Source organism: Bradyrhizobium liaoningense, from assembly GCF_018130785.1.
GTDB classification, from domain to species: domain Bacteria; phylum Pseudomonadota; class Alphaproteobacteria; order Rhizobiales; family Xanthobacteraceae; genus Bradyrhizobium; species Bradyrhizobium liaoningense_A.
In genome coordinates, this window is record NZ_JAFCJT010000035.1 from 1 (window position 1) to 21,604 (window position 21,604).

Below are 21,604 nucleotides of genomic sequence, written 5' to 3' on the forward strand. Positions count from 1 at the left end.
GCTCAGCGGCAAGGCCAGCGATATCGCGGCGAACGAGCGCGTGGCGGCCAGCTATCTCGGCTTCCAGCACGAAGGCGAGAGTGTGATCTGATTTCCTGGCTGGCTCCTCTTCCTTCTCCCTCGTTGGAAAAGCAAGCGCGCGTAAGCGCGCTGGATGAGGGGTTCTCTCCACGAATGACGACGTGGGACCATCGCCTGCGGAGAGACACCCCCCACCCGTCTCGCGGCTACGCCGCGAACCACCCTCTCCCGCAAGGGGAGAGGGTGAAGCTTCGTCTTTCCTGTGCTGGATTCGGCATCAATCAGGTTGCTTTCGCCGCCGCCCCCTTCAACGCCGCGACCTCCGCTTCCAGCTCCGCGATCCGCTGATCCCTCGCCGCCAGCGCTGCCGCCACATCCGCCGCGTCGAACTTCTGCGGAATGTGCTGTGGGCAGTTCGTATCCCAGGCTGCGATCTTGAACAGGATCACCTGCTCCGGGCGTGCGCGATAACCTTTCGGCATCAGCGACGTGGTCAGCGCATCGTCGTCCTCGACCACGCGCGCCTCGCCCCAGATCTTCACCCGGCGGCGATGGGCGTAGTCCATCACGAAGATATAGGCCTTGGGATTTTCGGACAGGTTTCCCTGCGTGACGTATTGCCGGTTGCCGGCGTAGTCCGTGAAAGCCAGCGTCTGCTTGTCCAGAACCTTCAAAAACCCCTTCGGGCCGCCGCGGTGCTGGATGTAGGGCTGGCCATCGCCCGAGGCGGTGGCGAAATAAAAGCTGCTGGCGTCGGCCAGGAATGCCGCGAGGTTCTCATCGACCTCGGTGCGCCAGCCGCGCTGCTCGGCAAGAGCATAGCCTTCGCGCGATCCCTTTCGGGTCTGAATCGATTTCACCGCCGGCGTGAACGCCACGTCGCTGGCGTAGGTGTGAGTTGCCGTCATCGGAATATCTCCTGAATCCCGGCGCATTCCTGCGTCTTTCGCCGTCTAAAGTGGACCTTCCGGCGGCCAAAACAATCTGGCCGCTTGACACTTCATCATTGCACTATATGCAATAATGAGATGGACCGCCTTGAAGCCATGCACGTCTTCGTCACCGTCGCCGATCTGCGCGGCTTTGCGCCGGCGGCGCGCAAGCTGCGGCTGTCGCCTTCGGCCGTGACGCGGCTGATCGCGGCGCTGGAGGAGCATCTCGGCGCGCGGCTGCTGCAACGGACCACCCGGCAGGTAAGATTGACCGACGTCGGCACGCGCTATCTGGAACGCGCGCGGCGGATCCTCGCCGATGTCGAGGAGGCCGACGGCTCGGCGCGGGAGGAGCGCAACCGACCGAGTGGACGCCTCGTGGTGTCGGCGCCGGTCGGCTTCGGCCGGCTCCATGTCGGGCCCGTCATGACCGACTATCTCAAACGCTATCCCGAGGTCGCCTGCGAACTCAGGCTATCGGACCACCTCGTCAACCTCGTCGAGGATGCCGTCGACGCCGCCGTCCGCATCGGCCATCTCGCCGACTCCTCCCTCGTCGCGCGCCAGGTCGGCGAAATGCGGCGGATCGTGGTGGCGACGCCGGGCTATCTGAAGCGCCACGGTGAGCCGAAGACGCCGGAGGCGCTGCTCGCGCACCAGACCATCGCGTTCGGCCCATCCGCGAGCTGGCGCTTCGTGCAGGACGGCCGCGACATCGAGGTAGCAACGAACCCGCGCTTCACCAGCAACAGCGCCGATGCCGCCTTGCAATATGCCGAAGCCGGCGGCGGCGTGACGCGCGTGCTGGCCTATCAGGCCGCGGAGGGCCTGAAGCGCGGGCGGCTCAAGATCGTGCTGGCGAAATACGAGCAGCCGGCGCTGCCGATCCACATCGTCTATCCGACATCGCGCCTGCTCTCGGCCAAGGTCCGCGCATTCATCGATCTCGTGGTGGAGACCGCGGAGTGGAGGTTTGGGTGATGGCCTCGTGTCCCGGACGCGCTGCAACGTGAAACGTTACGGCGCAGAGCCGGGACCCAGAAGGCCAGAGCATGGGCTGCGGATGGATGAGCCCCGGCTCTGCGGAGCGGCACTTCGCGCCGCACCGCGTCCGGGGCACGAGAGCCTTACCCCTTCTTCGGCACCACCCGGAATGTCCCGCTCGCGCGCGCGATCACGGAATCGTCGGCCTTCACCAGGCACTGCGCGAAGCAGATCGTCTTGCCGGTCCTGATCACGTCGCTCTCGATCGCGAGCCACTGGCCGATCTCGGCGGAGCCGACGAAATCGACCGTGAGCGAGATCGTGACGAACGAGGTGGTCCAGTTCGTCATCTGCGCGCAGCTATAGCCCATGGCGTTGTCCGCGAGTGCGGCGATGAGGCCGCCATGGATCAGGCCGCGGCCGTTGGTGTGCGGCTTGGCGAGACGCAGGCCGATGATCACGGCCTTGTCGGTTTTCTTCGCGTAGAGCGGCTCCCACGGCTCGGTGAGCGGACTCTTGCGGGAAAGCGGCTCGAAGCCGTCAGGGATGTCAGTGCTGGTCATGTCTGTCTCGCGTTGCTGGTTGGCGCCATTGAACGCGATGTGGATGACAGTTTCACCGCCTACAAAGTTTTAAACGGGATTTGCGTGGGTGTTTGAAATGGGCGCTCCCGTCATTGCGAGGAGCGCAGCGACGAAGCAATCCAGACTTTCTCCGCGGAAACAGTCTGGATTGCTTCGCTTCGCTCGCAATGACGATGTGGAGAGCACGCGATGCTGTAGGGTGGGCAAAGGCGCATCGCGCCGTGCCCACCGTCTCGCCCGGAATAGAGAAGAAGCGGTGGGCATGCTGCGCTTTGCCCACCCTACGGCACCGATGGTACCGCTCTAGAACGGCAACCCCACATAGTTCTCCGACAGCGACGTCATCGCGGCCTGCGACTGCGTGACGTAGTCGAGTTCGGCGAGCTGGATGCGCGCGCCGATGGTGCCGGTGTCGGGGAATTTGTGCAGCATCGAGGTCATCCACCAGGAGAAGCGCACCGCTTTCCAGACCCGCGCCAGCGCTGTGGCGGAATAGGCGTCGATGCCGGCGTTCGATTTCTCGTCGTAGAACTCGCGGAGTGCGTTGGACAGATAATGCGCATCGCTGGCCGCGAGGTTCAGGCCCTTGGCGCCGGTCGGCGGCACGATATGGGCCGCGTCGCCGCACAGGAACATTGTGCCGAAGCGCATCGGCTCGGCGACGAAGCTGCGTAGCGGCGCAATGCTCTTCTCGATCGAGGGGCCCGTGACGAGACTGTCGACCGCCTCCTGGTCCAGCCGGCGCTTCAATTCGTCCCAGAAGCGGTCGTCCGGCCATTGGTCGACATGGTCGTCGAGTGCGCACTGCAGATAGTAACGACTGCGCTTGGTCGAGCGCATTGTGCAGAGCGCAAAGCCGCGGGCATGGTTGGAGTAGATCAGCTCGTGGCTGACCGGCGGCGTATCGGAGAGGATGCCGAGCCAGCCGAACGGATAGACCCGCTCGAACTCCTCGATCGCCGTGGACGGGACGCTGGCGCGGCTGACGCCGTGAAAGCCGTCGCAGCCGGCGATGAAGTCGCAATCGAGCGTGTGGGTGACGCCGTCCTTAACCCAGGTTACGCGCGGGTGACTGCCGTCGAAATCAAGCGGCTGCGCGTCCTTGGCTTCATAGACCGTGGTGAGGCCGGCGGCTTTCCGCGCATTCATCAAGTCCAGCGTGACCTCGGTCTGGCCGTAGATCGTGACCGTCTTGCCGGTGGCGCCCTTCATGTCGATGCGGTGACGGCGGCCGGCAAAGGCGAGCTCGATGCCTTCATGCACCAGACCTTCGGCATGCGCCCGCGCGCTGGCCCCGATCTGGTCGAGCAGCGCGACGGTTCCCTCCTCCAGGAGGCCCGCACGGATGCGGCCGAGCACGTAGTCCGGGCTCTGCCGCTCCAGAATGACATTGTCGATGCCGTATTGATGCAGCAGTTGCCCAAGCAACAATCCAGCCGGCCCGGCTCCGATGATTGCGACTTTTGTCCGCAATACTTGCTCCTCCCGATCCTGTAGGTTTTCGTCGCGTCTCGCTTGTCGCGTCACGCCGCGCACGATAATTATATCATATAACGGTTAGGCAAAAGGGGAGCGGTCGTCCGGGCAGCGACAAATCCATGCAACATGGCTGACATAGACGACGCGGCGGCACGCCGCGCCAGTTCCGGCTTGAACGCACGGGCAAATTAGATAACATGTTAACTAACGAGACCGGGCCATCGAAGCCCGCCGTCGAAAAAAGGGAGAGACGCGTGATGAGAAAAGCCTGTCTGGCGTTGCTGCTGGCAGCAAGCGTGACGCCTGCGTTCGCGCAGGACAAGACCTTCGATTTGAAGATCTCGCACTGGGTGCCGGCCTCGCATCCGCTGCAGAAATCGCTGGAAGACTGGGCGGCCGCGGTCGAGAAGGATTCCGGCGGCACCATCAAGGGCAAGGTGTTTCCGGCCCAGCAGCTCGGCAAGGCCTTCGACCATTACGACATGGCGCGCGACGGCATCGCCGACGTCACCTACGTCAATCCCGGCTACCAGCCCGGCCGCTTCCCGATCATCGGCGCCGGCGAATTGCCGTTCCTGATCTCGGATGCCAAGGGCGGCTCGATGGGGCTGGACGCCTGGTATCGCAAATATGCCGAGAAGGAGATGAAGGACGTCAAGTACTGCCTCGCCTTCGTCCACTCGCCCTCCTCCTTCCACTCCCGCACCAAGAAGATCGTGGCGCCTGAGGACGTGAAGGGCCTGAAGATCCGCCCGGCGCATGCCACCATGGCGAATTTCGTCACCTCGCTCGGCGGCACCAACGTGCAATCCTCGGCACCTGAGGTCCGCGACATCATCGAGCGCGGCGTCGCCGACGGCGTCACTTTCCCCTGGGGCTCCCTCGTGCTGTTCGGCATCGACAAGGTGACCAAGTACGACATGGAGGCGCCGCTCTACACCACGACCTTCGTGTTCGTGATCAACAAGGACAAGTACAATTCGATGTCCGACAAGCAGAAGGCCGCGATCGACAAGAACTGCACGGTCGAGATGGCGGGCGCGGTCGGCGAGCACTGGGGCAAGTTCGAGGATGCGGGCATCGACAAGATCAAGGCGGAATCCAATCACGAGGTCTACAAGCTGACCCCCGAGCAGACCGCCGCCTGGAAGAAGGCAGCCGAGCCGCTGGTCAAGACCTGGGGCGAAGGCGCCAAGAAGGCCGGCACCGATCCCGATGCCGCGCTCGCGGATCTGAAGGCCTCGCTGAAGAAGTACAACGCGCTGGCGGAGTGACGCTTCGTCACTCGGAACACGGCGGCGCGAGACATCTCGCCGCCGTTGTCCTGCAAGCGGGTTGAACGGTGAGGGGCGCACGATGCTTCTCCCCCTCTCCCCGCCTGCGGGGAGAGGGTTGGGGTGCGGGGGAGTCTCCGCCGGGACGGCGGCAGTTGGACGCGCGGAAAGTCCCCTCACCCGCACGCGGGGAGATCAAAGTGCGCGGCGACATCTGGATCAAGAGAATGACCTCACGCGATAGGACTCTCCCATGAAGCGCTCCTGGATGGACCGCATCATCGATACGATCGAATGGATCGCGGCCGGCTTCGTCGGCATCGTCGCGCTCGACATCTTCCTGTCGGTACTGCTGCGCAACACGCTGAACTATTCGATCCCCGACTCCTTCGACATCGGCCGCATGCTGCTCGGCATCCTCATCTTCTGGGGCATCGCCGCGACGTCCTATCGCGGCACCCATATCACCGTGGATCTCGTCTGGGGCAATGTCGGGCCGCGCTACCAGCGCTGGATCGACGTGTTCGCAACGCTGGTGCTGCTGTTCGTCGTCACGGTGCAGACCTGGACGCTGTTCGACAAGGTGCGCGGCACCTACAACGACAACGTCCAGACTTTTGATATGCACATGCCGACCTGGCCGTTCTTCGCCATCGCCTGGATCGGCGACGTCTCCGCGGTGCTGCTGATCGCGATCCGCACCTACCGCCTGATTTTCCATCCCGAAGAGATGCACGATCCCAAATTGAAGGCGACGGAGTAACCATGAGCACCGATGCCGTCGCCTTAATCGGCTTCGTTTCCCTGTTCGTCCTGATGCTGCTGCGCGTGCCCGTCGGCATGGCCATGGGCCTCGTCGGCGTGTCCGGCTTCGCTTACCTCGTCAACGGAACGGCGGCGCTGAAACTGGTCGGCCAGACCTCGATGCGCACAGTCACCGACTACACCTTCGGCGTCATCCCGATGTTCCTGCTGATGGGGTCCTTCGTCAGCAATTCCGGCATGAGCCGCGAGCTGTTCCGCGCCGCCAACGGGTTTGTCGGGCATTTGCGCGGCGGGCTCGGCATTGCCACCGTCGGCGCCTGCGGCGGCTTTGCCGCGATCTGCGGCTCCTCCGTCGCGACCGCCGCGACCTTCTCCGCGGTCGCCTACCCCGAGATGCGCCGCTTCGGCTACCCGCAGTCGTTCGCCACCGGCGTGATCGCGGCGGGCGGCACGCTGGGCGCGATGCTGCCGCCCTCCACCGTGCTCGCGGTCTACGGCATCATCACCGAGCAGGACATCGGAAAGCTCTTCATCGCCGGCATCATTCCGGGCCTGCTGGCGATGACCATGTACATGATCACGATCTTCCTGATCGGCTATTTCCGCCCCGACTTCCTGCCCAAGGGCAAGGTGATGCCGTGGCGCGAGCGCTTTGCCGGCCTGAAAGAGATCTGGGCACCGGTGCTGCTGTTCGTCTTCGTCATCGGCGGCCTCTACGGCCTGCCCTTCCTGCCGCGTTTCACGCCGACCGAAGCCGGCGGCGTCGGCGCGGCCGGCGCCTTCATCATCGGCGTGGTCACCGGGCGGCTCGACCGCGAGAAGATCCTGGCGTCGCTGCTCCAGGCGACGCGCACCGCGGCCGCCGTGTTCACCGTGCTGATCGGTGCGCTGATCTTCGGCTATTTCCTCACGGTGACGCAGACGCCGCAGAAGGTCACCGAATTCCTCACGGGTCTCGGCCTCGGCCCCTACGGCGTGCTGGCGCTGATCATGGTGATGTATCTCGTGCTCGGCTGCCTGATGGACGCCATGGCGATGATCATCCTCACGGTGCCGATCATTTTTCCTGTCATCACGCATCTCGGGTTTGATCCGATCTGGTTCGGCGTCATTATCGTCATGACGGTCGAACTCGGCCTGATCCATCCACCGGTCGGCATGAACGTCTTCGTCATCAAAAGCGTGGTGAAGGATGTCTCGTTCTCCACCATCTTCAAGGGCGTGATTCCCTTCGTGGCGACGGACCTTGTGCGGCTGGTGATCCTGATTGCGTTCCCGTTGCTGGCGACCTGGCTGCCGACGCGGATGATGGCGCATTGAGGGGTGAAACGATGACCACGCCGACGCTCGAAACCAAATATGTCTTCACCATCACCGCCCGCATCGGCGACGTCGTCACCGCCGGCGAGACCGGCATCGGCGTTCGCCGCATCATTCCGATCATCGGCGGCGAGGTGAAGGGCGCAATCACCGGCAAGGTGCTGCCGTTCGGCGCCGACTTCCAGACCATCCGGCCCAACGAGTTGATCGATCTCGAAGCGAAATACGCCTTCGAGACCGATGACGGGGCCGTCGTCTATGTCGAGAACAAGGGCATGCGCTTCGGCCCGGTCGAACTGCTGCAAAAGCTCAAGCGCGGCGAGCCGGTAGATCCGAAGCTGATCTATTTCCGCACGGTCCCAAAGTTCGAGACCGGGCACGAGAAGTATCGCTGGCTGATGGAGCACATTTTTGTCGGCTCAGCCGCACGCCATGCGGATCGCGTGGTGATCGACGTGCATCAGGTGGTGTGAGGGTCACGCATGCTGCGATTGTAGCGGTGCCGAGCGCACTACTTCGCCGCAGCGATCCAGTCGGTGGCCTTCACCCGCGCGACCAGTTTTGGCTGTCCTGACGGATCGGGCCTGTAGACGAACGCCTCGCCTTCCTGCACATCGCCGGCGTCCTTGCCGAAGGCGTCGGCAAAGTTGGTCTTGTGGGTGACCAGGAGGGTATCGGTTGCCCCGGACGGAGGCGTGTTGACGAGGTCGCGCACCGCGGCGCCCGCCTTGCGATTGGCGCCGCCCGGGTTCGCCATCGCCGATGCGCCGCCCCCACTGTCGGTCAATGCATCGACCGCCTGAACGTCCCGGCTGGACAACAGTTTTCCCGTCTCGACGGCGCGGTTGAGCTTGCTGGTGAGCACAAGACCGATGGGAATGCCGAGCTTCCTGACGGCCCGGCCGACGTCCGCAGCCATCTCGCGCCCGTTCGCGCTGAGCTGACGCTGCGCCGTCATGTCGGTGAAGTTGAGGGGATAGACGTCCTTTTGACTGTCGTCCGTTGCGCCGTGGCGGAACATGATGACATAGCCACCGCCCCGGAGCTCGCTCACCAGCGCATCGGTATCGACCGCTCCTGCCGGATGCAAAGGGACCAGAAAGACCAGGAGAGCGATGCAGGCAATCTTCCTCATTGCACACCTCCGATGAGCCGGCCATCAATCCACGCACCCAAATGCCCGCGGCGGCGCCGAAAAGCTTTGCCGGGCGCTTGCGGTTTCCTTGATTGTTGCTCCAGATTCGCCCTTTTCGGCGGCGAGGCCCGCGGTCAGCAACCCTGAATCCGCCTTTGACGCAAAGCTCGGCTGGTTTCAGGATGGTCCGGCGCAAGGTTGTGCAGACCACGGGAGTCCCACCATGTCTCTTATGGCTTCCAGCGAACCAGCTCCCCGACACACCTTCGACTCCGCCGAAATGGGCGCCATCGCTCATCTCTACCGCGGCGAGGTCTATCGATCGACGATCTGGCGAACGCGGCTCGACAACACGACCAATTGGGCGATCGTCACGATGGGCATCGCACTGTCGACGACCTTTTCGAGCCCGGAGGCTTCGCCTCTGCCGCTCGTACTCGTCGGACTGCTCCTTGCCGTATTCCTTGGTATGGAGGCGCGGCGTTATCGCTATTTCAATGTCTGGCGTGCCCGGGCTCGTTGGCTGGAGAGGAATTTCTATGCGCCAATCTTCACCGGTGAAGCGCACGATGACAGCTGGAAGGATGTTCTCGCGCGCGACTATACTGCGCCCCGCCATCACATTTCGTTTGTCCGCGCGGCCGGACGGCGGTTGCGTCGCAATTACGTCTGGATCCTCGCCATCCAGGCAACCGCCTATTACGGCAAGATTGCAATCCATCCGACGCCTGCGTTGACCTTGACGGAACTTATTGATCGCGCCGCCGTCGGACCGATTCCCGGCTGGATCGTTCTGATCATGGGCTTTGCCTACAATTTCGGGTGGCTGGCGTTCGCGCTCGGCACGATGTGGCTCGACCAACGCGAGCACGGGACCAAGGGCGACCAGGTAGCGATGGGTTGATGACGCGGAGCGGTTACCCGTTCCTGGGGGAGCCGAGACGAGTGTAGCGGCCCCGCCGTCAGGGAGGACTGCTCCGTCTTGACTCCCCCAAAATTCGTTATACAACATAACTATTCTAACAAGGACGCAAATGACACAGGGAAACGCCGAGACCGCTGACGCGGGCGCCTCCGGGCTTTTGAGGATCGAGCGGGCGGACCGGGTTCTGACCGTGGGCCTGAACCGGCCGGCCAAGCGCAATGCGCTCAATGACGGCATTATCCTCGAAATCGGCGAGTGCTTTGCGTCCCTGCCCGAGGATATCGGCGCTGTCGTCATCCACGGCATCGGCGATCATTTCTCCAGCGGTCTCGACCTCTCCGAGCTCCAGGACCACGACGCGACCGGCGGCCTTCTCCATTCCCAGATGTGGCACCGGGTGTTCGACCGCATCCAGTACAGCCGCGTGCCCGTCATCGCGGCGCTGAAGGGCGCCGTGATCGGCGGCGGGCTCGAGCTTGCCTGCGCCGCCCATATCCGCGTCGCCGAGCCCTCGACCTATTTCGCGCTGCCGGAAGGGCAGCGCGGCATCTTCGTCGGCGGCGGCGGCTCGGTGCGGCTGCCGCGGCTGATCGGCGTCGCCAGGATGATGGACATGATGCTGACCGGCCGCGTCTATAGCGCGACCGAAGGCGCCTCCTACGGCTTTGCGCAATATGTGACGGAGGCCGGCAACGGGCTCGGCAAGGCGCTGGAGCTTGCGACCAAGGTTGCCTCCAACGCGCCGCTGACGAACTTCGCCGTGCTCCAGGCGCTGCCGATGATCGCGGAGGCCAATCCGCAGGCCGGCCTGTTGATGGAATCGCTGATGGCGACGGTGGCGCAGAGCGACAAAGAGGCAAAACGCAGGATCCGCGAATTCCTCGAGCACAAGACCGCCAAGGTGAAGCCGAAGTCATGAGCGCGCAGCCGTCCTCTTCCAGCATGGAGCGCGGCGCGAGCACTTCCCCGCTGCGGCCCATTTCGTTCGGCGATCCCGTCGTCAACATCGAGCGGCGCGACGACGGCACGATTTACCTGCGGCCCAGGCAGCCGCTCGGCGACTATCCGGTCCGCCTCACCGACCGCCTGCATCATTGGGCGAATACGACGCCGGATCGCGTCTTCATGGCCGAGCGCGAAGGCGGCCGCGGCTGGCGCAAGATCACTTACGCCGAGCTGCTCGCCGCAAGCCGGCACATTGCTTCCGGCCTGATTGCGCGCGGCCTGTCGGCGGAGCGGCCGGTCGTCATCCTGTCAGGCAATTCGATCGACCACGCGCTGCTGGCGTTCGGCGCGTTCTATGCCGGAATTCCGTTCTGCCCGGTGTCGCCGGCCTATTCGCTGGTGTCGAAGGATTACGGCAAGCTCTCTTACCTGATGAAGCTGCTGACGCCGGGCCTCGTCTTCGCCGAGGACGCCGGCAAGTTCGCGGACGCGCTCGCCGCCAATGTCTCTGATGGCACCGAGATCGCCGCGTCCTGGGGCAGCGTGCCGGGCCGCGACGTCACCCTGCTCGCCGACCTCATGGCGACGCCGCTCCGCAGCGATCTCGACGCGCTGCATGAAAAAATCGGCCCCGACACGATCGCAAAGTTTTTGCTGACGTCGGGCTCGACCGGCAATCCCAAGGCCGTCATCAACACCCAGCGCATGATCTGCGCCAACCAGGTGATGCTGCGCGAGACGCTCGCGTTCCTCAAGGACGAGCCCCCGGTCATCATCGACTGGTTGCCCTGGAATCACACCTTTGGCGGCAACCACAATATCGGGCTGACGCTCTACAATGGCGGCTCGATGTATCTGGACGCCGGCAAGCCGGTGCCTGGAGGCATCGAGGAGACCGTGCGCAATCTCCAGGAGATTTCGCCGACGGTCTATTTCAACGTCCCCAAGGGCTATGAGTCGCTGCTGCCGTATTTGCGCGACGACCAGGGCCTGCGCGCAAAGTTCTTCGACCGGCTGCACGCGATGTTCTTCTCGGGCGCCGCGCTGTCGCCGTTCGTCTGGAACAGCCTCGACGAGCTCGCGGTGAAGGAAAAAGGCTACCGCGTGCCGATGCTGACCGGCCTTGGCGCGACCGAGACCGCGCCGTTCTTCATGTCGGTCAATCCGCGCACCAGCCGCTCCGGCCATGTCGGGTTGCCCGTGTCGGGCAATGACGCCAAGCTGGTGCCGAACAACGGCAAGATGGAAGTGCGCGCCAAGGGGCCGAACGTGATGCCCGGCTATTGGCGCCAGCCCGACATCACCGCAAAATCCTTCGACGAGGAAGGATTTTACAAGATGGGCGACGCGCTCAAGCCCGTCGATCCCGACGATCTCAACGCCGGCTTCGATTTCGACGGCCGCGTCAGCGAGGACTTCAAGCTCGGCAGCGGCACCTGGGTCAGCGTCGGCCCGCTGCGTGCGCGCTTCGTCGCGGCCTGCGCGCCGCTGGTGCGCGACGTCGTCATCGCCGGCATCAACCGCGACGAGATCTCCGCGCTGGTGCTGCTCGATCTCGACGGCTGCCGGCTGATCAACCCGACGCTGCCGGCCGACGATCTCACCGTCACCGCCCGCGACCGGCTGGTACGTGAAGCCTTCCGCGAGCGCCTGACGCGCTTCCTCAGCCAGGCCACCGGTTCCTCGACGCGGATCACGCGCGCGATCCTGCTGGATACGCCGCTCTCGATCGACAAGGGCGAAGTCACCGACAAGGGCTCGATCAACCAGCGCGCGGTGCTGGAGCATCGCGGCGCGCTGATCGAAGAGCTCTATGCTGCCAATCCATCGGACCGTGTGATATCGGTCGGTTAAGAAACCATCGCTACAGGAGAACGCCATGTTGTTGAAGGATCAGGCAGTCATCGTCACCGGCGGCGCATCGGGACTGGGCGCTGCGACCGCACGAAAACTGGCGGCGCAGGGCGCCAAGGTCGCGGTGTGCGACCTCAATGCCAAGCTCGCGGAGAGCGTTGCCGCCGAGATCAAGGGCGTCGCCGTGACCTGCGACGTCTCCGATGCCGCCTCGGCTGAGGCTGCGATCGCGCAGGCAAGCAAGGCGCATGGCCCTGCGCGCGTGCTGGTCAATTGCGCCGGCATCGGCGTCGCCAAGCGCGTGGTCGGCCGCGATGGTCCGATGGCGCTCGCCGATTTCGACAAGGTGATCAAGGTCAACCTCATCGGCACCTTCAACATGCTGCGCCTCGCCGCGACCGAGATGTCCAAGCTCGAGCCGCAGCCGACCGGCGAGCGCGGCGTCATCATCAACACCGCGTCCGTTGCCGCCTATGACGGCCAGATCGGCCAGTCGGCCTATTCGGCCTCCAAGGGCGGCATCGTCGGCATGACGCTACCGATCGCGCGCGAGCTCGCGCAGTTCGGCGTCCGTGTGCTGACCATCGCGCCCGGCCTGTTCCTGACGCCGCTGCTCGCCAACCTGCCGCAGGAAGCCCAGGACTCGCTCGCCGCCGCGATCCCGTTCCCGCGCCGGCTCGGCCACGCCGACGAGTTCGCAGCGCTCGCGCTGCACATGGTCGAGAATTCGTACCTGAACGGCGAAGTGGTGCGCCTCGACGGCTCGCTGCGCATGGCGCCGAAGTAACTTCGTAAAGCGAGGCGCGCAACGCATGTTCGTGAACCGGCGCGACGTCCAGATCCAGTGGGGCGACTGCGACCCCGCCAACATCGTCTACTACCCGCGTTATTTCGCGATGTTCGACGATTCGACCTCCACCCTGTTCGAGGTCGCCGGGTTCTCCAAGCAGGATCTGGTCCGCAAATACGGCCTGGTGGGCATCCCCATGGTCGATACGAGGTCCAAGTTCTACATCCCCTCGACCTATGGCGACTGGATCACCATCGAGACGAAGATCGAGAGCATCAAGCGCTCGAGCTTCGAGGTGAAGCACAACGTCTACAAGGGCGAGGCGCTGGCGATCGAGGGTTTTGAGACCCGCGTCCTGGTCGGCCGCGATCCCGTTAACCCCGAGAAGCTGAAATCGGCACCGTTTCCTGCGGAAATGGTAGCCAAATTCACGGGGAGCTAGGTCCGGAGCTAAATCGCCGCATCACCAAAAGAGGGGGCTGAATTACCCCCCGATTTCTGCTTTCAAAGAAACACGTCAAGGGAGGAATAGATGAAACGCTTTTACCTGACCGCCGCCATCACCGCGGCAACGCTTGCTCTGCCGGCGCTGCCTGCACTGGCCCAGACCAGCGAAATCACCATCGGCATCACCACCACCACGACCGGCCCGGGCGCAGCGCTCGGCATTCCCGAGCGCAACGCGCTGGAATTCGTGCCGAAGGAGATCGGCGGCGTGCCGCTGAAGGTGATCGTGCTCGACGACGGCGGCGATCCCACCACGGCGACCACCAACGCGCGCCGCTTCGTCACCGAATCCAAGGCCGACATCATCATGGGCTCGGCGCTGACGCCGCCGACCATCGCGGTCTCCAACGTCGCCAACGAGGCCGGCATTCCGCATTTCGGCCTGGCGCCGTTCCCGATCACGCCCGAACGCATGAAGTGGTCGGTCGCGATGCCGCAGCCGATCCCGATCGTGGGCAAGGTGCTGTACGACCACATGAAGTCGAAGGGCGTGAAGACCGTCGGCTATATCGGATATTCCGACTCCTATGGTGACCTCTGGTTCAACGACCTGAAGGCCCAGGCGGTGCCGATGGGCATGACCATCGCCGATGAGGAGCGCTTCGCCCGCCCGGATACGTCGGTGACCGGACAGGTGCTGAAGCTCGTCGCCGCCAACCCCGACGCGATCCTGGTCGGCGCGTCCGGCACCGCGGCCGCGCTGCCGCAGACCGAGCTGCGCGAGCGCGGCTATCAGGGCCTGATCTACCAGACCCATGGTGCCGCCAGCATGGACTTCATCCGCATCGCCGGCAAAGCAGCGGAAGGCGTGCTGATGGCCTCCGGTCCCGTCATGGACCCCGAGGACCAGCCGGACGAGGCCGCCACCAAGAAGCCGGGCCTCGCGCTCAACACCGCCTATGAGGCCAAGTACGGCCCGAACAGCCGCAGCCAGTTCGCCGGTCATTCCTATGATGCGTTCGAGATCCTCAAGCGCATCATTCCGACGGCACTGAAAACCGCGAAGCCCGGCACGCCGGAATTCCGCGAAGCGATCCGTCAGGCGCTGCTGTCGGAGAAGGAGCTGGCAGCGAGCCAGGGCGTCTACAACTTCACTGAGAAGGACCGCTACGGCCTCGACGAGCGCTCGCGCATCCTGCTCACGGTGAAGAACGGCAAGTACACGCTGGTGAAGTAGCACGGCGCCAATTTCGAGACGACGAGAGCCGGCCCATCGGGCCGGCTCTTTTGTTTTGGCTGCCAGATTCAAATTGCAGTTGAGGCCGTCGAAGCTTCAGTGCCCCACAAACGCGGGCTCTATGGCAGCGCCTCAGGCCGCCTGCCGCAGCGGGGTCCAGGCGAACTCAGGATAATAATTGTCCATCATGCGATCGACATAGGCGGTGAGATTCGCAAATCCCTCAGCACGCTGACGCAGTCCGGATTCGAAGAAGGGGGTCAGAATTCCGGCGAGCGCACCGAAGGTGGTGGCATCGACGCCGCAGGGCTTGTTGCCCATCAGGAACGATTTGTCGCCGAGCTGCACCGACAACGCGAACAGCGAACGCACCGCGAGATCGACGTCGTCATCGGGCCCGTGACGGCCGAGGCCGGAGAGCAGATAGTTCTCGGCGACACGGAATTGCGCATCCTCACGCAACTTTTCGCGATTGTGCTCCGGCGCGCCGTCGAAGAAATGCGCAGGACCCTTGGCGAAGTTGACCGGATCAACCCAGCGCGCGCCGACCAGTGCCCAATAGACGTGATGCTCGATCATGCGCTCGAACGCCCAGGCCTGCGCACGCTCGGCCAGCGACAGCCCGGCGTCGAAATCGAAACCATAGCGGCGCTCGATGTGGGCGCGGATGAAGGTGGAATCGGCCACCGCCTCGCCGCCATCGTCGATGAACGGCAGCTGCCCCTTGGGCGAGGCTGGCGGCATCGCGCGCTCCTTCCGGTAGGGCAGTCCCGCCATCTTGAGCTGCACCTCCGTCTTGGTGACGAAGGGGCTGATTTCAGGCAGGCCGAAGCCAGCGCCAAAGCCATAAAGCGTGATCATGCGAACTCTCTCCTGGACCTGCGAAATTTGGGCTTGCGAAATCTGGACTTGCGAAACTTTGAGGGAACCTAGTGACCGGCTGCTGCCACCATGGTGGCAGCAGCCGTGATATCTTCTGCGAAACGGGCCCCCCGCCAGGCGCGGGCCATGACATGGCGGGCCAGCGCGTCCGCAGCCTGGGTCAGCAAGCGTGCCATCACGCTTGCGAGAGCAAATCGGAGGTCGACGGCCATGAGATCGAGCGAAACGAGGCGGCCGAGCGCCCAGGCGGACCAGACCTGTGCCCGCAACATCGGAATCGCCGGGCCGAAATCGGTTGGAATGATCATGGACAAAATCCCTTCAGTCGATGTGTTGTCCCGGTATAGACACCCCCTGCTGCCAACATCCTGTCAGCAGCAGCGCGCCATTTTCTGATCCGTCCCCCGATAAGAGAATCGTCATGAGACGCGCCGACCGGCTGTTTCAAATCATCCAGGTGCTGAGGCGAACGCGTAAACCGCTGACGGCGGACGCGATTGCGGCCGAGCTCGAGACCTCGAAGCGCACCATCTATCGCGACGTCGCCACGCTGATCGGCCAGCGCGTGCCGATCCGCGGCGAAGCCGGCATGGGCTACATCCTGGAGAAGGGGTTCGACCTGCCGCCCTTGATGCTGACGCCCGACGAGATCGAGGCGGCGGTGCTGGGCGCGCAATGGGTCGCGGGCCATGCCGACTCCGCGCTGGCGCGCGCGGCCGAAGATTTGATGGCCAAGATCGCAGACACCGTGCCTGAGCGGCTGCGTCCCTTCGTGCTGGAGCCGGCGAGCCGCGCGCGGCCGAGCTGGAACAGGGAGCCGGACCGTCTGGACATGGTCCGCACGCGCACCCAGATCCACGAAGGCAAGAAGATGATGCTGCGCTATCGCGACGAGCAGGGTCGCCCCAGCGAGCGAATGATCTGGCCGATCTCGGTCGGCTATCTCGAAGCGGTGCGCCTGCTCGCGGCCTGGTGCGAGCTGCGCGGCGACTTCCGCAGCTTCCGCACCGACCGGGTGGTGGACGCGAACTATCTCGACGAGAAATACCCGGAGCGGCGCGACGTGCTACGCGCAAGATGGCGGCAGAGCCTGGTCTGGGGCCCGCCAAAGGACACATGAGCGCAATGGAAGAGACCTCCCCCGTCGATCTGTCGAGCTATTGCCAGAGCTGCGGCGCCTGCTGTGGCTATTCGGAGAACTGGCCGCGCTTCTCGATTGAGAGCGACGAGGAGCTTGCCGCGATCCCTGAGACGCTCGTCAACGCGCGCCAATCCGGCATGCGCTGCGAGGGCGATCGCTGTTCGGCGTTGCAGGGGAAGATCGGAGAGCAGACGGCCTGCGGCATCTATGAGCTCCGGCCGGACGTGTGCCGCACCTGCATGCCGGGAGACGCCGAATGCGCGATGGCGCGGCGGAAGTTTGGACTGCCGACTATCACAAGCTCTTAAGCCGGAACGGCTTCGTTGATCTCGTCGTCGAACTCGTCCTCGAGCGGTGCAAGCACCGAGAGCGGCTTGGTCGACAGCGTGATCGGCTTGCGGCCCCCCGACAGTGACGGCGACGACTTGACCGTGCTTTCGCGCGACAGCGCGTAGAGCGTCGAGCCGACGCGGCCGCCGTTGTCGATCAGGTCACGCTCGTTGCAGCTGGCTGCGATCGCGACCGCCAGCGAGTGCAGATGGCTGCGGCGATAGCAGAACAGCGCCAGCCTGGCGCGCGCGTCAGGGGAAACACTCTCAACCAGCCTCGGCAGGCCACTCTCGCTGGCGCGATACATCTCGCCAAGGAGTTCGTCGCGGACCGGGCAGAAATCGCTTTCATAGGCGTCGCGGCTTGAAAACATTGCAGTTCTCCCTCGATGCCGAAGATGCAGCGCAATTCTCTAATGAAAGGTTAACCACGCTGCCCGGTAGTCACCCGGGGTGCTTGCGCCCTGGCCGCGAATCGGAGGCGCCGTCTGGGGCCGTAGCCATCGCATTTGAGCCGAGAAGTCGGGCGCCAGTGCCTCCACGGCGTCATGGCCGGGCATAGCCGTCCGAAGGACGGCGTCACTTCCGCTCGCCTTTGTCCCGGCCATCAACGACTGGCCACGCGGCACGAAGAACGTGGAGGCCCGGGCCTTCGCCTCGCCGAAGCGGCTTCGGCCGCGCAGGCGGGACAAGCCCGGGCATGACGAATGCCGATCAACGACTACGCGCAGACCGCCGGACTCAGTTCGCCGCCATGAAGATCGAGAGGCCGAAACCGGTCAAATGATGCAGGGCCTGGTCGACGCCGATCAGGGTCCAGAACCAGGGATGCGCCAGGTCGACACCGAAATTGGCGGAGACGAACCCCTTGGCGCGGTCGATGGTGATATGGATCACGAAGTCGATGAACGCAACGAACCAGAATCGCGGCGCCACCAACAGGATCAGCGGCAGCGCAACCGCGAGGTGAACCAGGCAATGCACCAGAAGCGGCAAGGCCCAGCCGTGCTTCTGGTCCTTGCCGTGCGCCATCCAGGCGGTCTGGAGGACGAAATCGGCGATGATGTGCTTGAAGGTGAGCAGCAACATCCAGCCAATGAGCGCTTCGACCGGAACCGCCGATGACATGGGTGGAAACGACAAAGCTGACGCCCTCATTGACGTGACAAGAGAAATTGGAGCGTTCAGCGCAACTTCTTCTTGGACCGGTCAAATCGCCGGGACGCGTGATTTATGACATCTCCCGCGGCGGAATGCAGCCGGGGGGAACCGGAAAATCGCCAACTGTGGCTAACTGGTGATAGGATGACCAATCGCCGCGGCCGGATCGAGTAAGGTTACCTACGGCTCGAAATTTGCCTTCCGGTATCGGCACGCTATCATTGTCGGCAGAGAATATCGTTCTTTTTTCAGACGTTTAGCAATTGCAGGGCGCCCGCCGCGATCGCATCCGCGAGCCGCCCGCCACTCAGGAATAAGGCCAGAGTGCTGACATGAGTACTGAAGGCCCGACCTCGTCACCGATCGAGCCGCCGCAGCGGCGCCCCAAGGTCATCAAGACCAATCAGCAGCAGGTCTTTCTCTACGTCGTGCTGACCCTGCTGCTGTCGCTCGCCACCGTCTGGGGCGGCCGCGCCATGTTGCACAATTCGGAGACGCTGACCTTTGCCGTCGGTCCCCCCAACAGCGACGAAGCGGTGTTCGCCGCAAAGCTCGCCACTCTGCTGAAGAACAACGCCTCGCGCTTCCGGATCAAGATCGTCAACAACGCAGATAACACCAAGGCGCTCGCACAATTCGACCGCAGGCAAGCCGACCTCGCCGTCCTTCGCACCGACACCAAGGTGCCGCTGCGGGCGCGCACGCTCGCGATCCTCGAGCACGATCTGGTGCTCCTGCTCGGTCCCGGCAACAAGAAGATCAAATCGCTCGCCGAGTTGAAGAAGAAGAAGGTTGCCGTCCTCGCCGAGAACGAATCCTCGCTCGCCTTCGCCCGCAGCATCCTCGACATCCCCGACGGTCCGGACGCCGCGAAGATCCAGATGGCGCCGCAGGGTGCAACGCTCGACAAGCTGTTTGCGCCAGCGAGCGGGTTTGGCGCGGTGATCGCCATCGTCCATGCGTCCAGGGCGGTGCGGGACAAGGCCTATGCGCAGGTCGCCAGGCGCGGCGGCTTCACGCTGAACGCGATCGACGAGGCCAAGGCGCTGGCGCGCAAGATTCCCGGCATTTCCAGCGAGACGCTGACCGCGGGCACGCTGTCTGCGTCGCCGGAAATTCCCGACGACGACCTCGACACGATCGGGCTCGAATGGCTGCTGGTCGCGCAATCCAGGATGTCGGCGGGCACGGCGGGCGAGCTCGCGCGCGTCGTCTATGAGAACAAATCCGCGCTCGGGCTCGACAACGGCTTCGCCAGCCGAATCGAGCCGGCCTCCGTCGAGAAGGATGCCTACGTGATGGCGCATCAGGGGGCGGCCGACTACATCAACGACGACACCAAGTCGTTCATGGATAAGTACAGCGACCTGATGTATCTGGGCGCCGCCGCGCTCAGCGTGATCGGGTCGATCTTCGCCGCGATCTACGCCAAGATCACCCGCATCGCGCCTGAGAAGGCTGGCGAGCTCTCCACCGCCGTCCTCGACGTCGGCGAGCGTATCGAGCACGCCCATTCGCTGGACCAGCTCGAATGTCTCCAGGATGAGTTGGAGGGCATTCTGCGCGGCGCCGTCATAGGTCTCAGAGACGGCACGATCAGTACCGACGGGCTCGACACCTTCAAGCTCGGCTACGAGTTCGTCCGCGACGAAATCGGCATGCGCCGTGACTATCTCAAACGCCACTGCGGCGAGGCCGACAAGGTCGCCCAGGATACGGCCCCTCCCCAGCAGGACGAGAGCAATATCGTCGTGGTGAAGACAGCTCAGAGTGCCTGACCTATCGATTTGACGGCTCTTACAGCGGGCCTTGCCGACATTTCCCACGGATCCCGGGGCCGAATTCAGGAACCGTCCCCCACCCACAACCGTTTGCTCCCGGATACAACCGGAGCACGCGCCATGCGTACACTCCTCGTCATGATCCTTCTGGGAATGCTGGTGGCGGCTGGATATTTCGCCTATTCCGCAATGGCGATCGATGGCGAGCCGATTCCGACAGAAGGCTATGTGGCATTGGCGCTGGGGGCGGGTTTCGCAATCGTCGTCGGCATCGGCCTGATGATGTTGCTTTTTTTCAGCAGCCGCCGCGGCTACGACGAGCCGCCACATTTCAGGTAACGCCCCCGATCCACCGCGGCACCGGGCTTTCTGCACTCCTGTCCGACGATGCTGCAGGCAGTCCCCTGCCCGTCGTTGACGGCTCCTGCCCGGGCGGGCACTTTGGCGGAGGCGTCCCAGCCGGGACCCAGAGAGACACGACCGAGCCCGCCTTCCCGCATGTCCAAGCCGCTGATCCCCGCACTGGCCCAGTTCGTGGCCGCCACGGCCGGCCGCAACATGACCAAGGCGGCCTATGCGGCGGTCGGGGTCGGCGTGCTCAGCATGGCGCTGCTGACGGTCAACCCGGCTTATGAAACGGCGCACCGCTGGGTCGATGCCCTGCTGTGGGCCTGCCTCGTCTATTTCGTGTTCGAATGGGTGGTCCGGCTGCGCCACATGGCGCGCACGGGGCGCCTGTCGCTCTACATGTCCTCCTCCGCCGGGCTGGTCGACGCCGTCGGCGCACTGGCCGTACCTGTTGCCCTCCTTCTCGGCATCGAGCCGAAGACGGCGTGGCTGCTCAGCGTGCTCTGGGTGTTGAAGGTGGTGCCGGGCATTCCCGGCCTGCGGCAGCTCCGCCGCGTGCTGGTGCTGGAATCGGGGCCGCTGGTGAGCGTGCTCGTGATCTTCCTGATGGTGGTCTTCCTGGCCTCGGTCGCCGAATATTTCCTGGAGCGGGACGTGCAGCCCCAAACCTTCGGCAGCGTGCCGGCCGCGCTGTGGTGGGCGGTGGTGACCTTGACGACGACGGGCTATGGCGACGTCGTGCCGGTCACGCCGCTCGGGCGCCTGGTGGCGGCCATGGTGATGATCTCCGGCCTCGGCGTGTTCGGGCTCTGGACCGGTATCCTGGCCACCGGCTTTGCCGCCGAGACCCGGCGCGACAATTTCCTCAAGACCTGGGAATCCGTCAGCAAGGTGCCGTTCTTCGCAGCACTCGGGCCTTCGGCCATCGCCGACGTCACCCACATGCTGCGCACCATGGAACTGCCGGCGCGCACCATGATCATCCGGAAGGGGGCGCAGGGCGATTGCATGTATTTCATCGCCGCCGGCGAGGTCGAGGTCGACCTGCCCGGCAAGAAGGTCCAGCTCGGCGAGGGCGCGTTCTTCGGCGAGATGGCGCTGCTCGGGAACAATTTGCGCGGCGCCAATGTCTCGACCACGAAGGTATCGCGGCTTCTGGTGCTCGACCTCGTCGACTTCCGCGTGCTGATGGCGCGGCATCCGGATCTCGCCGAGACCATCGATGCGGAAGCCAAGCGCCGCACGCTCGAAAACAAATAAAGGGAGACAA

24 protein-coding genes and 1 pseudogene are annotated in these 21,604 nt (G+C 64.1%); 17 read left to right on the forward strand and 8 right to left on the reverse strand.

Going from position 1 to position 21,604, the window contains the following annotated elements:
• Nucleotides 1–91, forward strand: a pseudogene (locus tag JQ627_RS39745) (ABC transporter ATP-binding protein); the annotation flags it as partial.
• Between the two features lie 211 nt (nt 92–302).
• On the opposite strand, the gene JQ627_RS36160 reads toward JQ627_RS39745, so the two are convergent.
• Nucleotides 303–929, reverse strand: a complete 627-nt coding sequence (locus JQ627_RS36160) for a pyridoxamine 5'-phosphate oxidase family protein (protein ID WP_212489112.1) — start codon at nt 927–929, stop codon at nt 303–305.
• A 120-nt stretch (nt 930–1,049) separates the two neighbouring features.
• On the opposite strand from JQ627_RS36160, the gene JQ627_RS36165 reads away from it, so the two are divergent.
• Nucleotides 1,050–1,934, forward strand: a complete 885-nt coding sequence (locus JQ627_RS36165) for a LysR family transcriptional regulator (protein ID WP_212489113.1) — start codon at nt 1,050–1,052, stop codon at nt 1,932–1,934.
• A gap of 146 nt (nt 1,935–2,080) precedes the next feature.
• Here JQ627_RS36165 and JQ627_RS36170 read toward each other — a convergent pair whose 3' ends face one another.
• Complete coding sequence (locus JQ627_RS36170; RefSeq protein ID WP_212489114.1) at nt 2,081–2,500, reverse strand: PaaI family thioesterase; 420 nt, start codon at nt 2,498–2,500, stop codon at nt 2,081–2,083.
• A 324-nt stretch (nt 2,501–2,824) separates the two neighbouring features.
• On the reverse strand, nt 2,825–3,994 hold the full coding sequence (pobA, locus tag JQ627_RS36175) for a 4-hydroxybenzoate 3-monooxygenase (protein WP_212489115.1): 1,170 nt from the start codon (nt 3,992–3,994) through the stop codon (nt 2,825–2,827).
• Between the two features lie 263 nt (nt 3,995–4,257).
• On the opposite strand from pobA, the gene JQ627_RS36180 reads away from it, so the two are divergent.
• The 4 genes from JQ627_RS36180 to JQ627_RS36195 all read left to right on the forward strand — a co-directional run bounded on the left by JQ627_RS36180 (nt 4,258) and on the right by JQ627_RS36195 (nt 7,832).
• The gene (locus JQ627_RS36180; protein ID WP_212489116.1) at nt 4,258–5,274 is read left to right on the forward strand and encodes a TRAP transporter substrate-binding protein; all 1,017 of its coding nucleotides are present in this window, start codon (nt 4,258–4,260) and stop codon (nt 5,272–5,274) included.
• Between the two features lie 253 nt (nt 5,275–5,527).
• The gene (locus JQ627_RS36185) at nt 5,528–6,037 is read left to right on the forward strand and encodes a TRAP transporter small permease (protein WP_027565044.1); all 510 of its coding nucleotides are present in this window, start codon (nt 5,528–5,530) and stop codon (nt 6,035–6,037) included.
• Nucleotides 6,038–6,039: 2 nt separating this feature from the next.
• Entirely contained in the window at nt 6,040–7,359 is a 1,320-nt protein-coding gene (locus tag JQ627_RS36190; RefSeq protein WP_212489117.1) for a TRAP transporter large permease, read from the forward strand.
• An 11-nt stretch (nt 7,360–7,370) separates the two neighbouring features.
• Complete coding sequence (locus JQ627_RS36195; protein WP_212489118.1) at nt 7,371–7,832, forward strand: DUF3237 domain-containing protein; 462 nt, start codon at nt 7,371–7,373, stop codon at nt 7,830–7,832.
• A 38-nt stretch (nt 7,833–7,870) separates the two neighbouring features.
• Here the strand turns inward: JQ627_RS36195 and JQ627_RS36200 are convergent, their stop codons facing one another.
• Entirely contained in the window at nt 7,871–8,494 is a 624-nt protein-coding gene (locus JQ627_RS36200) for a histidine phosphatase family protein (protein WP_212489119.1), read from the reverse strand.
• Nucleotides 8,495–8,582: 88 nt separating this feature from the next.
• On the opposite strand from JQ627_RS36200, the gene JQ627_RS36205 reads away from it, so the two are divergent.
• From JQ627_RS36205 to JQ627_RS36230, 6 genes are all read left to right on the forward strand, one after another.
• On the forward strand, nt 8,583–9,398 hold the full coding sequence (locus JQ627_RS36205) for a DUF2270 domain-containing protein (protein WP_312015851.1): 816 nt from the start codon (nt 8,583–8,585) through the stop codon (nt 9,396–9,398).
• Between the two features lie 130 nt (nt 9,399–9,528).
• A complete protein-coding gene (locus tag JQ627_RS36210; RefSeq protein WP_025575312.1) occupies nt 9,529–10,338 on the forward strand; it encodes a crotonase/enoyl-CoA hydratase family protein in 810 nt (269 codons plus the stop codon).
• Nucleotides 10,335–12,218, forward strand: coding sequence for a feruloyl-CoA synthase (locus tag JQ627_RS36215; protein WP_212489120.1), 1,884 nt, complete (start codon nt 10,335–10,337; stop codon nt 12,216–12,218). The genes JQ627_RS36210 and JQ627_RS36215 overlap by 4 nt, the downstream gene beginning before the upstream one ends.
• Before the next feature lie 25 nt (nt 12,219–12,243).
• Complete coding sequence (locus JQ627_RS36220) at nt 12,244–13,005, forward strand: SDR family NAD(P)-dependent oxidoreductase (protein ID WP_212489121.1); 762 nt, start codon at nt 12,244–12,246, stop codon at nt 13,003–13,005.
• A 25-nt stretch (nt 13,006–13,030) separates the two neighbouring features.
• Nucleotides 13,031–13,450: a thioesterase family protein gene (locus JQ627_RS36225; RefSeq protein ID WP_212489122.1), complete on the forward strand. Its 420-nt coding sequence runs from the start codon at nt 13,031–13,033 to the stop codon at nt 13,448–13,450.
• A 90-nt stretch (nt 13,451–13,540) separates the two neighbouring features.
• On the forward strand, nt 13,541–14,692 hold the full coding sequence (locus JQ627_RS36230; protein WP_212489123.1) for an ABC transporter substrate-binding protein: 1,152 nt from the start codon (nt 13,541–13,543) through the stop codon (nt 14,690–14,692).
• A gap of 132 nt (nt 14,693–14,824) precedes the next feature.
• Here JQ627_RS36230 and JQ627_RS36235 read toward each other — a convergent pair whose 3' ends face one another.
• Nucleotides 14,825–15,553, reverse strand: coding sequence for a glutathione S-transferase family protein (locus JQ627_RS36235; protein ID WP_212489124.1), 729 nt, complete (start codon nt 15,551–15,553; stop codon nt 14,825–14,827).
• Nucleotides 15,554–15,621: 68 nt separating this feature from the next.
• Nucleotides 15,622–15,882: a hypothetical protein gene (locus JQ627_RS36240; RefSeq protein WP_212489125.1), complete on the reverse strand. Its 261-nt coding sequence runs from the start codon at nt 15,880–15,882 to the stop codon at nt 15,622–15,624.
• A 113-nt stretch (nt 15,883–15,995) separates the two neighbouring features.
• Between JQ627_RS36240 and JQ627_RS36245 the strand changes: the two genes are divergently transcribed.
• Together JQ627_RS36245 and JQ627_RS36250 are read left to right on the forward strand one after the other, a co-directional pair.
• Nucleotides 15,996–16,694, forward strand: a complete 699-nt coding sequence (locus tag JQ627_RS36245) for a YafY family protein (protein WP_212489126.1) — start codon at nt 15,996–15,998, stop codon at nt 16,692–16,694.
• A 5-nt stretch (nt 16,695–16,699) separates the two neighbouring features.
• Nucleotides 16,700–17,023, forward strand: coding sequence for a YkgJ family cysteine cluster protein (locus tag JQ627_RS36250; protein ID WP_212489127.1), 324 nt, complete (start codon nt 16,700–16,702; stop codon nt 17,021–17,023).
• On the opposite strand, the gene JQ627_RS36255 is transcribed toward JQ627_RS36250, so the two are convergent.
• Both JQ627_RS36255 and JQ627_RS36260 read right to left on the reverse strand, forming a co-directional pair.
• Nucleotides 17,020–17,418 carry a hypothetical protein gene (locus JQ627_RS36255; protein WP_212489128.1) on the reverse strand — a complete coding sequence of 133 codons (399 nt, stop codon included), beginning with the start codon at nt 17,416–17,418 and terminating at the stop codon, nt 17,020–17,022. The two genes, JQ627_RS36250 and JQ627_RS36255, sit on opposite strands and share 4 nt — an antisense overlap.
• A gap of 367 nt (nt 17,419–17,785) precedes the next feature.
• A complete protein-coding gene (locus JQ627_RS36260; RefSeq protein ID WP_212489171.1) occupies nt 17,786–18,133 on the reverse strand; it encodes a DUF3307 domain-containing protein in 348 nt (115 codons plus the stop codon).
• Nucleotides 18,134–18,537: 404 nt separating this feature from the next.
• Between JQ627_RS36260 and JQ627_RS36265 the strand changes: the two genes are divergently transcribed.
• The 3 genes from JQ627_RS36265 to JQ627_RS36275 all read left to right on the forward strand — a co-directional run bounded on the left by JQ627_RS36265 (nt 18,538) and on the right by JQ627_RS36275 (nt 21,594).
• Nucleotides 18,538–19,983: a TAXI family TRAP transporter solute-binding subunit gene (locus JQ627_RS36265; RefSeq protein WP_212489129.1), complete on the forward strand. Its 1,446-nt coding sequence runs from the start codon at nt 18,538–18,540 to the stop codon at nt 19,981–19,983.
• Nucleotides 19,984–20,106: 123 nt separating this feature from the next.
• The gene (locus JQ627_RS36270; protein WP_212489130.1) at nt 20,107–20,325 is read left to right on the forward strand and encodes a hypothetical protein; all 219 of its coding nucleotides are present in this window, start codon (nt 20,107–20,109) and stop codon (nt 20,323–20,325) included.
• Between the two features lie 159 nt (nt 20,326–20,484).
• Complete coding sequence (locus JQ627_RS36275) at nt 20,485–21,594, forward strand: cyclic nucleotide-gated ion channel (RefSeq protein ID WP_212489131.1); 1,110 nt, start codon at nt 20,485–20,487, stop codon at nt 21,592–21,594.
• The last annotated feature ends 10 nt before the right edge of the window (nt 21,595–21,604 follow it).